The organism is Streptomyces sp. NPDC054956, from assembly GCF_053609185.1.
On sequence record NZ_JBSGXB010000259.1, the window covers coordinates 1 to 11,326 of the forward strand.

Annotated in this window: 9 protein-coding genes; 1 reads left to right on the top strand and 8 read right to left on the bottom strand. The window is 70.3% G+C overall.

What is annotated here, in order from left to right; genetic code table 11:
* Positions 1–110: 110 nt before the first annotated feature.
* From ACWGDE_RS29850 to ACWGDE_RS29865, 4 genes are all read right to left on the bottom strand, one after another.
* Positions 111–1,769 carry a bifunctional aspartate transaminase/aspartate 4-decarboxylase gene (locus tag ACWGDE_RS29850; protein ID WP_453392146.1) on the bottom strand — a complete coding sequence of 553 codons (1,659 nt, stop codon included), beginning with the start codon at positions 1,767–1,769 and terminating at the stop codon, positions 111–113.
* Between the two features lie 39 nt (positions 1,770–1,808).
* Positions 1,809–3,512 carry an aspartate-alanine antiporter gene (gene aspT / locus ACWGDE_RS29855; protein WP_453392147.1) on the bottom strand — a complete coding sequence of 568 codons (1,704 nt, stop codon included), beginning with the start codon at positions 3,510–3,512 and terminating at the stop codon, positions 1,809–1,811.
* Between the two features lie 39 nt (positions 3,513–3,551).
* Positions 3,552–5,234 carry an aspartate-alanine antiporter gene (gene aspT / locus ACWGDE_RS29860; protein ID WP_453392148.1) on the bottom strand — a complete coding sequence of 561 codons (1,683 nt, stop codon included), beginning with the start codon at positions 5,232–5,234 and terminating at the stop codon, positions 3,552–3,554.
* A gap of 141 nt (positions 5,235–5,375) precedes the next feature.
* Positions 5,376–7,211, bottom strand: coding sequence for an AMP-dependent synthetase/ligase (locus ACWGDE_RS29865; protein WP_453392149.1), 1,836 nt, complete (start codon positions 7,209–7,211; stop codon positions 5,376–5,378).
* A 133-nt stretch (positions 7,212–7,344) separates the two neighbouring features.
* Between ACWGDE_RS29865 and ACWGDE_RS29870 the strand changes: the two genes are divergently transcribed.
* A complete protein-coding gene (locus tag ACWGDE_RS29870) occupies positions 7,345–8,112 on the top strand; it encodes a MerR family transcriptional regulator (RefSeq protein WP_453392150.1) in 768 nt (255 codons plus the stop codon).
* Positions 8,113–8,122: 10 nt separating this feature from the next.
* Here the strand turns inward: ACWGDE_RS29870 and ACWGDE_RS29875 are convergent, their stop codons facing one another.
* Genes ACWGDE_RS29875 through ACWGDE_RS29890 form a run of 4 tightly spaced genes read right to left on the bottom strand, consistent with a single transcriptional unit; the run spans position 8,123 to position 11,102 of the window.
* On the bottom strand, positions 8,123–8,902 hold the full coding sequence (locus ACWGDE_RS29875; RefSeq protein WP_453392154.1) for a hypothetical protein: 780 nt from the start codon (positions 8,900–8,902) through the stop codon (positions 8,123–8,125).
* A gap of 10 nt (positions 8,903–8,912) precedes the next feature.
* Positions 8,913–9,269: a DUF6406 domain-containing protein gene (locus ACWGDE_RS29880; RefSeq protein ID WP_453392151.1), complete on the bottom strand. Its 357-nt coding sequence runs from the start codon at positions 9,267–9,269 to the stop codon at positions 8,913–8,915.
* Positions 9,259–10,749 carry a C2 family cysteine protease gene (locus ACWGDE_RS29885; protein WP_453392152.1) on the bottom strand — a complete coding sequence of 497 codons (1,491 nt, stop codon included), beginning with the start codon at positions 10,747–10,749 and terminating at the stop codon, positions 9,259–9,261. The genes ACWGDE_RS29880 and ACWGDE_RS29885 overlap by 11 nt, the downstream gene beginning before the upstream one ends.
* Positions 10,749–11,102, bottom strand: a complete 354-nt coding sequence (locus ACWGDE_RS29890) for a hypothetical protein (protein ID WP_453392153.1) — start codon at positions 11,100–11,102, stop codon at positions 10,749–10,751. Before ACWGDE_RS29890 ends, ACWGDE_RS29885 begins: the two co-directional genes overlap by 1 nt.
* Positions 11,103–11,326: the final 224 nt, after the last annotated feature.

Here is an 11,326-nt window from a genome sequence, read left to right on the forward strand (position 1 = left end):
CACCTACACCAACCTGTCCGACCACTACCCCCTGATCGGCCGCTGATCCGACCCGAGGGCGCCCGCCGCGATCCGGCGGGCGCCCTCGGCGCGGGGTGGGGCGGGGACGCTCAGCCGGAGGCCTTCGCGCGTTCCCATTCGGTCGCGTAGTCCTGGAAGATCTCGCGGAGGTGGTGGCCGATCTTCAGGTAGTCCAGGTCGTCGAGGTTGGCCAGGGAGACGCGGACCGACCATTCGGGGCCGTCGAAGCCGCCTCCGTTGAGGAGGACCACCGAGGTCTGTTCCGCGAGGCGGAACAGCGGGTCGACCGGCTCGTAGTTCTTCTCCAGGAAGTCCGCGAAGTCCTTGCCGTGGACCCGCTCCGCCTCGGCCAGCAGGTCGAGCTCGATGTAGTAGCCGGCCCGCCGGTCGTCCTCGGAGATCTTCATCTGGGCGCCCTCCAGCAGGAGGTCGAGCCTGCGGTGGACGATCTGGCGGATGCGCTCCTTGTACGCCTGGCCCTCCTCCAGCATGTCGAACAGCGAGAAGAGCGTCATCATCGTCTGCTGGGGCAGGGAGAGGCCCGCTGTGTGGTTGAGGGCCACCGAGCGGGAGTCGGCGACGAGGCGGTCGATGAAGCGGATCTTCTCCGGTTCCAGGGTGAGGGTGCCGTAGCGCTTGGCGAGGCGGTCCTTCTGGTCCTGGGGGAACGCGGCGATCATCTCGTCGACGACGTTGTCGTCGTGGAGGCCGATGACACCGAGCCGCCAGCCCGTGCACCCGTAGTGCTTGGAGTACGAGTACACGAGCAGGGTGTTGCGCGGCAGGTCGGCGGCGATCGAGCGGAAGCCGGGCACGAAGGTGCCGTACACGTCGTCCGTGACGATCAGCAGGTTCGGGTTGCTGGTGGCGACGATGTCCTTGATCTGGTTCGCCACCCGGTCGCTCAGGGAGAGCGAGGGCGGGTTGCTCGGGTTGACCAGGCAGACGAGCTTCACGGAGGGGTCCGCCAGCTTGGCGACCTCCTCCTCCGGGTAGCGCCACTGCCGCACCCCGGTCTCGGCGAAGAGGCTCGCGGAGACGTTGACCACCTCGAACTCGAAGGTGTCGAGCTCGGGGATCTCGATGTACGGCGTGAACACCGGGGTCATCAGGGCGATCTTGTCGCCCTTCTTCAGGATCCCGTTCTTCATCAGCGAGTCGAAGATGTAGCACATGGCGGCCGTGCCGCCCTCGGTCGCGAACAGGGAGAGGTCGTTGCCCTCGGGCGGCCGCTTGTCGAACATCTCGTCGGCGACGTACCCCCGCACGATCTGCTCCGCGTGCTTCAGCATCCGGTCCGGTACCGGGTAGTTGTCGCCGGTGATGGAGTCGGTGAGCTCGTGGACGAAGGCGTCCTTGTCGAACGGCCAGCGCGAGAGCGCGTACTGGACGCAGGCTGCGAGCATCTCCACGCCCGGCAGGTCCGGATGGCGGCGGGCCCACGATTCGAACCGCTCCCCGATGCCCTTCTTCTCCGGCATCCCGCCGAGGTTGTCGGCGGTCCACACCCGCCGGGACTCCTCCAGCGCGAAGTAGCCCAGTGCGTAGAAGGCCTCGCGGGGCCCGGTGGCGATCCAGTTCGGGTTGCCGCGGCCCGCGTTGAGCATGGCGCGCGCGGTGGTGTCCTTCTGCCCCGGCTTGTCGGCCTGGGCGGCGGAGGCGAGCTGGATGAACTTGTCCTTCAGCTCGAACGGGCTGAGCTGGGCGAAGGACTGGATCTCCTCGCGGCTGAAAGTGGTCTCCGGCACGGTGTTCGTTCCTTTGCGTCGCGGGTGTTCAGCGGGTGTTCAGTGGTGGAGGAGGACGATGACGGCGCCCCAGATGGTCAGCAGTACGTTGCTGATCGCGTACGGGATCGTGTAACCGAGCGTCGGCACCTGGGATTTGGACTCTTCGTTGACGGCGCCGATCGCGGCCGTGGTGGTCTGGCCGCCGGCCAGGACGCCCATCAGGATCGGGAAGCGGATCTTCTGGATGTGGTGGCCGACCAGGAAGCCGACCAGCAGCGGGATCAGCGTGGCGACGGCCCCGAAGAGCAGCAGCCCCCAGCCGGCGGAGGACAGTCCGCTGGTGAAGCTCGGCCCGGCGTTGAGGCCGACGACCGCGACGAAGAGGCAGAGCCCGAGGGTGTCCATGAACCACTGGGCGCCGGGCGGGACGTTGCCGTACGTCGGGTACCTGCCCCGGATCCAGCCGAAGACCAGGCCCATGATGAGCGCGCCGCCCGAGGTGGACAGCGAGATCGGGACCCCGCCCGCGGTGAGCGCCGGGATGCCGAGGCAGCCGCCGAGGAAGATGCCGAGGCCGACCCAGATCATGTCGGTGGCGAAGCTGGTCGGGACCGGCTTGCCGATGGCCTGCCCGGCCGGGTCCACCAGCCGCTTGGGGCCGGAGAGGATCAGGGTGTCCCCGCGCTCCAGCTCGGTGGAGAGCCGGTAGGGGAACTCCGCGCCCGAGCGGAACAGTTTGTCGACGTAGACCCCGACCATGAAGGGTTCGGCGCGCAGCTCCGCGATGGTCTTGCCCAGTTGCGCCTTCTCCGAGGCGACCACGTGCAGCGTCTCGGTCTGGTAGCCGAGGAGTTCGACGTCGTCGGTCTCGGGGCCGATGTGGGTGCGGGCGTCGAAGTCGACGAGCGATCCGCGCAGGGCGCTGACGGCGACGGTGTCGCCCTCGCGCAGCACCGTCTGCTGGGTGTGGTCGAGGATCGCTCCGTCCCGCCGGACCCGTGTGAGGTAGATCCGGTGGCCGAGCGCCTTCTGCTGGTGCTCGAAGTCGTCGATGGTCCGGCCGACGAGGTCGGGGCGCTGGATGGTGTAGGCCCGCAGGACGATCTCGTAGTACCCCTCGTGCAGATCGGGGTTGTCGGCGGGCGCGTCGAGCTCCTTGGCGAGCTGGACGCTCTCGGCGGCGAGGTCGCGGCGGTAGAGCCGGGGCAGCACGTTGGCCAGGAGCAGCGCGCACAGGATGGTGCCGAGCGGGTAGGTGACGGCGTAGGCGACCGCGACCAGGTTCTGCTGCTCCTTGATCTGGTCCCCGCTGAGCCCGGGCAGGTTGCCGATCGCGTCCTGCGCGACGCCGATGACGGCGGACTGGGTGAGCGCGCCGCCGAGGAAGCCGGCGCTGAGCCCGGGCCCGTAGCCGAGCATCGTGACGAAGCCCCAGGAGACCAGCAGGCCGGTGACGCAGACGACGACGGCGTTGAGGACCTGGGGCAGGCCGTCCTTCTTGAGGCCGCGGAAGAACTGCGGGCCGACCTTGTAGCCGAGGGCGAACAGGAACATCGTGAAGAAGAGGTTCTTCACGGTCCCGTCGATGGTGATCTTGAACTGGGCGCCGAAGACGAGGCCCGCGACGAGGCAGCCGGTGACGGCGCCCAGGCCGATGGCCTTCCAGCGCAGCTTCCCGACGAGGAAGCCGAAGGCCACGGTGATGAAGACGAGCAGTTCGGGATGGGGATGGAAGATGTTGCGGTTGAGGAAATCGATCATGGGGGGTGACCGTCCTGGTGAGAGGCGGCGGGGGTGGGGTCAGGCGCCGAGGATGCCGACGAGGATCGGCCCGGTGAGCGGGAGCAGGAAGTTGGACAGGGCGTAGGTGATCGTGTAGCCGAGCATCGGGACGGAGCTCTGGGCCACCTGCGTGACCGAGGTGATGGCCGGCGTGGAGCACTGCTGTCCGGCGATGGCGCCGATCAGCAGCGGCTTCTCGATCTTCAGGAGCTTGCGGCCGACGACCAGCGAGAGCGTGGCCGGTACGAGGACCATCGCGATCCCGGCGAACGGCAGCAGGGCCCCGTACTCCTTGAGCAGGGGCCAGGCCTGCGGGCCGGAGGTGAGCCCGGTGCAGGCGATGAAGACCGCGAGCCCCATGTCCTTGATGGTGGTGGCGGCTTGCGGCGGGAAGGCGCCGAAGGTCTGCCGGCGGGAGCGGAACCAGCCGAAGAACAGGCCCGCGACCAGGCAGCCGCCGCCGGTGCCGAGCGAGAGCGGGGCCCCGCCGACGCGGACGACGAGCTGTCCGATCAGCGAGCCGAGCGCGATGCCGAGGCCGAGGTAGATGAAGTCGGTGGCGTCGTTCCTGGCCACCGTGCCGATCTTCGCGACGATCCGGTCCAGGCCCGCGCGGGCGCCGACGAGGGTGACGACGTCGCCGCGCTGGACGACGGTCTCCGGGGTGGCCGGCAGGTGCTGCTCGCCGCGGAGCACGTCGGTCACGTACACGCCGCCGCGGCTGAGTTCCGGGTGCTCCCGGCCGATCGAGGCGATCGACTTCCCGGAGACGGACGGGTCGGTCACCGCGATCTGGCTCGTGGCGAGCGGGGTGTCCACGCCGGGGATGCCGGGGGTCTCGGGGCCGATGACCCGGCCCGCCGCTATGGCGTCCGCGCGCCGGCCGACGACGAGGACCAGGTCGGAGAGGGTGAGTTCGAGGTCCGGGGCGGGGGTGAGGCTCTTGGAGCCGCGTTTGACGGCCTCCACGGTGACCCCGCCGCCGAAGCCGGCTTCCAGGTCCCCGACGGTGCGGCCGTCGGCGTGGGTGACCAGGTGGGTCCGCCCGACGAGGCCGGGCAGTGCCTCGCGCTCGTCGCTCTCGAGCCCGCCTCCCCCGCCGCCGCGCATCCTCTCCCACAGTTCGCGCGAGGCGTCCCGCAGGCTGACGCGGAGCAGCATCGGCATGATCTGGCTGGTGTAGATGACGATGGTGACCAGGCCGAAGAGGTAGCAGACGGTGTACGCGGTGGCCACGTGGCCCTGGTACGTGGAGATCTGGTCCGCGGTCAGGTCGGGCAGCTTGCCGATCGCCTCGGTGGCGGTGCCGACCACGGCGGATTCGGTGGCCGCGCCGGCGAGGATGCCGGAGGCGGTGCCGACGTCGAGGTCGAAGACCTTGGCCAGCAGGTAGGCGAGGCCGAGCACGCTGGCGAGTTCGATGAAGCAGAGCGCGAAGAAGCGCATGCTCTTGCGATTGAGGTTGGCGAAGAACTGCGGTCCGGCCATGTAGCCGAGGGCGAAGATGAAGAGCGCGAAGAAGATGGTCTTCACGTCGGCGTCGATCTCGATCTCGGCCCAGGCGCCGATCAGCAGCGAGACGATCAGCGTGCCGCAGATGCCGCCGAGGGTGATCGGGCCCACGCGCAGTTTGCCGACGAGGTAGCCGACCGCCAGGCAGAGGAAGAGGGCGAGTTCGGGGTGGTCGCGCAGCACACCCATGGGCGGTCAGCCGCCCTTGCCGGGCGAAGGGGCGAATTCAATACATATCCACATCCCCTCACCCTTGTCCGGTGAGCGTCCGTCCGCTCACCGGACAGGGCCGTCCGGGTTACGTCTTTTCGTACGAATCCTGGCGCGGGCCTACTCCGCGCCGTCGCCCGGCCCCTCGTACAGCCCGTCGATCAGGGCCCCGTACTTCTCCCGGACCACGCGGCGGCGCAGTTTCAGCGAGGGGGTCAGCTCCCCCGACTCCGGGCCCCACTCCTCGGTCAGCAACCGGTAGCGCTTGATCTGCTCGGTGCGGTTGAGCCGGGAGTTGGCGGCCTCGACGGCCCGCGCGACCTCCTCCCGGACGGCCGGGTGCGCGGCCAGCTCCGCGGGCGTCGCCGCCTCGATGCCGCGGGCCGCCGCCCAGGCCGGGGCCAGTTCCGGGTCCAGGACGAGGAGGGCCACGAGGTAGGAGCGGCCGTCGCCGTGCACCAGCGCCTGGCCGATCAGCGGGTGTTCCTTGACGGTGTTCTCCACCAGGGCCGGTGAGACGTTCTTCCCGTTCGAGGTGATGATCAGTTCCTTCTTGCGGTCGGTCAGCCAGAGGAACCCGTCCTCGTCGAGCCGGCCGACGTCACCGGTCGGGAACCACCCCTCCCCGTCGGCGGCGCTGTCCACCGAGCCGTCCGGGAGCAGGTAGCCGCCGAAGACCGTCTCTCCGCGCGTGAAGATCTCCCCGTCGGCCGCGAGCCTCAGCTCCAGCCCCTCGATCGGGCGGCCCACCGAGCCCAGCCGGAAGCCGTCCGGGCTGTTGACCGTGCACACGCCGGAGGTCTCCGTCAGCCCCCAGGCGTCCATGATGGTGATCCCCCAGCCCGCCCAGAACCGGACCACGTCGATCGGCATCGGCGCGGTGGCGCTCGCCGTCCAGACCAGGCGGTCCAGCCCCGCCAGGGAGAGCAGCGGGTCCAGCACCCGCTCCTTGGCCGCCCGGTACGAGGCTTCGAGCGCGGCCGGGACCTCGCGCCCGCGCTCCCGGTGGGCCGCCCGGGCCCGCGCCAGGTCGTTCGCGGCCTCGATGGCGAGCCGCTGCTCCTCGGGGAGCCGCCCGAGGACCGCCCGTACGGAGGCGGCCAGCTTCTCCCACACCCGGGGGACGCCGAAGAACTGCACCGGGTGCAGCTCGCGCACCGCGACCGACACGGCCGCCGGGTCGGCGCACAGCCGGACGTGGGCGGCGCGCAGCAGCGGCAGGTAGATGCCGAGGACCCGCTCCGCGATGTGCGCGAAGGGCAGGTAGCAGATGTGCTCGGCGTGCTCGGGCAGGTCCACGTGCCGGTCGAGCCGGACCGCCTGGAGCATGATGTTGCGGTGGGTGAGGCGCACGCCCTTGGGGTCCCCGGTGGTGCCCGAGGTGTAGACGACGGTCAGCGGGTCCTCGGGGCGCGCCTCCTGCCAGGCCTTCTCGAAGGCGTCGGGGCTGTAGGTGCGGGCGCCGCTCGCGTGCAGGGAGCCGTAGGTCCGGTGCGGGCCCGCCTCGGCGGCCTCGGCCACGACCAGCCGCTCCAGCGGGACCCCGGGGTCGGCCAGCAGCGGTTCCCACCGGGCCAGTTCCCGGGCACCCTCGACCACGGCGATCCGGGCCCGGCTGTGGCGGGCTATGTGGGCGATCTGCTCGGGCGCGGAGGTCCCGTACACGGTGACGGGGACGGCGCCGAGGTGGACGAGGGCGAGGTCGGTGAGCCAGTGTTCCGGGCGGTTGCCCATCATGAGCAGGACGTGCTCGCCGCGGCCGACGCCGAGGGCGGCGTAACCGGAGGCGAGGACGGCCACCTTGCGGCGCACGTCGGACCAGCTGAGGGTGGACCAGCCGTCGCCCTCGCGCCAGGAGAGGGCGGGCAGATCGCCGTGCTCGGCGGCGTTTCGCGCGAGCAGGGCGGGCAGGACGAGCTCGTCGGGAGGTGAGGGCAGTCGCAGGTTCGTGGGCACGGGCAGCTCCTTGCCGTTTCACATCGTTGGTGCGACAGCAATACTGTTGAACACGAACTGTGTCGATCGAACCGCGCCGGTCGAACTGTTCCGATCCAAGAACGCGCCGATCAGAGAGCGAGTCGGAGAGCCCATGACCACCCAGGCACCGGAGCCGACGCTCACCGTCGACGAGTTGGCCGCCAGGGCGGGCGTGACCGTCCGCACCGTACGTTTCTACAGCACCCGCGGCCTTTTGCCCCCTCCCGTGATCGGACCCCGTCGAGTGGGCCACTACGGCCCCGAGCACCTGTCGCGGCTGGCGCTGATCGAGGAGCTGCAGCACCAGGGCATGACCCTGTCCGCCATCGAGCGCTACCTCGACGCCCTCCCCGACGACCTGAGCGCGCACGATCTGGCCATCCACCGGGCCCTGGTGGCGACATGGGCCCCGGACGCGGCGCTGAAGGCCTCGCACGCGGAGCTGGAGAAGCGGGCCGGGCGGGCCCTGACGGAGAACGACATCCGGCGGCTGACGGCGATGAACGTACTGGCGCCCGCCCCGGAGGGGTTCCGGGTGGACGTGGGACTGCTGCGGCTCGGGGTCGCGCTGCTCGACGTACCGATCGCCCACGAGACGATCCTGGTCGCGCGCAAGGTGCTGATGGAGCACGCACGGACGGCCGCGCACCAGCTGACCGCACTGTTCCGGGACGAGGTGTGGGGGCCGTTCACGGAGGGCGAGAGCGATCCGGAGCGGGTGGAGGCGATGAAGGCGCTGTCCGCGCACATGCAGCCGATGGTGGTGCAGGCCCTGGTGACGGCCTTCCAGCGCTCCCTGAAGGAGGAGTTGCGGGCCGCCTTCGTCCCGGAGGAGCAGGAGCCCCAGACGGGTCCGGTCCGAGGGGCCGGACCCGCCTGAGCCAGCTGCTCTACGCGGTGCGCCGCAGGCGCACCGCCTGCTTCGTCAGCTCCGACACCTCGAAGCGGACACCCGCCAGCTCCACGGTGTCGCCGACCCGGACGTCCGCGTAGTCGGCCACCATGACGGCCGCGCACACGCCCTTGAAGTGGGCCGTCCCCGCGGCCGGGTCGACACCGGAGACCGTGAGGGACAGGCCGGTGGGGAAGCGGGTCACACCGCCGTTGGCGACGATCGACTGCGTGGCGCCCTCGGCGGGGAACCCCTTCGACGCCGCGGCCAGCACCTCGGGGTTGTTGGTGAAGCACAGCCCGTCGTCCGCGGCGCCACCGGCCGACTTCATCGAGGCGGGGGCCGCGGCGAGGGCGGTGCGGTCCGCCGCGTCCTGCGGTTCCAGGACCACCCGGTACGAGCAGATCTGGGCCACGGTGTAGGCGTGTCCCGCGTAGGTGACCTGCTGGCCGGTCCTGACGGTCTGCTCCGGCTGCCCCTCCTCGTACGTGGCCCCCTCGCGCAGGACCGCGGTGCGGCCCGTGCCGTCGGCGCCCGCGCCGGTGTACTGCACCCCGCCCTTGCCGGGCAGCCGGAAGCCGCCCCCGCGCAGGAGGTGCACCCCGTCCTTGGACGCCTCGCCGACGCAGACCGGCCCCTTGTCGGCCACGGCTGCGGACGGAGCCGCGGTCGGCTGCCGGTCCTCGCCGCCGTCCCCGCCGCCCGTGCCGCATCCCGACAGCAGCAGCGCGGCAGCGGTGGTGGTGATCACGGCACGTCCAACGGCCGGCCCGCGCATCCGTCGCACCTTACTCATGGTCTTCCTCGTGCTCTTCCTCGTGGTCCTCGTCGGTCGCTTCGCGGTGTGCGGCGTCCGTCACCCGCGTGAGCACCACGCGCTTGCGGTACTCGACCTCCGTCACGCGCCAGGTGTCCCCGGTGATCTCCACCGTGTCCCCGGGCGTGAGGTCGTCGTGGCGCGCCACGAGTTCGCCCTGGCAGCTGACCTTGATCTGGCCGTGCACGGAGGGCTCGGCGAAGAGGTCGGCCAGGACCATGTGGGTCCGGCCCTCGTACTCGACGGCGTACGGGACGTGGTAGCGCAGCGGCCACCGGCCGTCGAACTCGAAGGGGTACTTCACCTGCGGGGGGCCGTCAGGGGACATCGAAAGCCTCCGGGCTCTGGAAGTACTTGTTGAAGTCGGCCTGGGACACGACGATCGGCTTGTAGCCGGAGGTGCCCCAGGGGTTGCCCAGGATGATCTTGCCGTCGTCCGTGAACCCGCGCACGTAATAGGCGTGGTTGGTGCAGTACGAGGGCTCCCACTCCTTCGGGTGGTTCTTGGCCAGGCTCTCGTCGGCCGGGGTGGAGACGGTCAGGACCTTGCCCGAGTCGAAGGCCTTCTTCAGCGAGGACAGGTCCTTGTCCTCGTGGGCGCCGAGGCCGAAGAAGCCGCCCGCCTCGAGGTCCTCGCCCTCCCTGCCGGTCAGGTAGGGCGCCGACTTCTTCGGGTCGTCGCCCTCGATGGCGCCGTAGCCGCGCTCCCCGTCACCGGAGTCGCCGTAGGCGATCGCGAAGGCCTTCTCGTAGTACGCGGGCCAGGTCTCGCCGTTGCCGTAGGAGCTGATCGGGTTGCCGTTCTGGTCCGTCGGCAGGTCCGCGGTCATGGTGATCCACTGGGCCTTGCCGCTCTTGTCCCAGACCCGCACGCTGACCGTGCCGTTCGGGTTCTGCTTGATGCCGTCCTGGATGAACTGCGGGTCCTTCTGGGCCAGTCCGGCCAGCGAGGCGACGTACCAGCAGTCGCCGAACTGGCGCTGGTTGACGTCGTCGGCGGAGACACCGTGGTTGAACAGGGGATCCGACGGCGTGGCCCAGTGGATGCCGCTGTTCGTCTGGCCGTTCTGGTCGTTGCCGCCCTCCTTGTAGGCGGCGGAGTTGGTGAAGGTCGGCTGGATGCCGGGGAACGCCGTCTGGAACTTGCCGATGTTCTCCGGGCTGATCTTCGCCAGCATCCCGCCCAGGGTCTGGCGCAGCCGGCTCTCCGCCAGACCGTTGTGGTCGAACGGGGTCCAGCCGGAGTCGTCGGTGCACGTGACCAGCGCGTTGAAGAACGCGAGGTCCTTGGGCGAGGCCTTGGCTATCACGGCGTCCAGCTCACCGGCGGTCAGCCCGTCCAGCTCGCCGGAGACCTTCTCCAGGTCGTCGCGGTTGCCGTTCATGCCGAAGTCCTTGCCCTGCAGCTCCTGGAGGTGGCGCAGCGCGGAGTCGATCTTCTTGGCGTCGGGCGCCGGCTCGTCGAGGAAGAGCAGGCCGTCACTGACCGGGTAGCCCTGCCGGGCGAGCTCCTGGAGGCCTTCGAGCTGCGTGATGCGGCGCTTCATCGACGCCTGCATGTCGCTGAGTTCGCTGCCCAGCGCACCGGGCAGTCTCCGGCGTCCGAAGAACGGCATGGGGATCAGGTCGCCGACGAGTCCTTGCAGGTCCGCGTTGCGCGAGGCCTGCTGCCCGGGGGGCAGGTTCTGCTGGGCGGTGGTCAGGACCGCGGCGAGCTGGGTGTGCAGGCGCCCGGAGTTCTGGCCCAGGGCGTCGAGGTCCTTGGCGAGCGTCGTCAGTTTGACGGCGTCGAAGCCCCTGAACGTCATCAGTTGCCACCCGTCCCGGCCGCGGCCTTGTCCTTCGCGGTGGCCTGCCGGTCCAGCTCGTTCGCCTGGTTGTCCCAGCGCGTCGCGTCGGCCAGCAGCGCGGTGCCCATGCCGTTCAGCGACTGCCGGTGGCCGCGCAGGGCCGTGGTGCACTGGTCCGCGAACGGGCCCTGCCAGATGACGTCCTGGCCGCCGCCGGACCACAGGTTGGCCGCACGGGGCGTGGCCCGTTTGACCGCGTCGTCCAGGTACGGTCCGAGCTTGGCGGCGAGCGCCCGCGCCTCCCGCGCGCAGTCGCGCAGCTCGCGCGCCCGCTTCTTCAGGTCGGCTGCCTCGCCGTCCTTCTCCCCCATGTACGTTTCCTCCCCGTTCGGCCCGTTCACCGTACGCCGCGCGGGCACCACGGGCCCCACGCAGCTCGTACGGCAGCATAGCCAGCCGTGGTACGTCCGTTCGAACCCGAGGAGTGGGGCGGAGCAAAGCCCGTGCGGCCTCGGGGGCGCGCCCCCCAGGCCCCACGCCCCCAGGTAAACCACTAATACGGCGTAAGTTTCTCCCCGCAAGGCCAACACGAAGA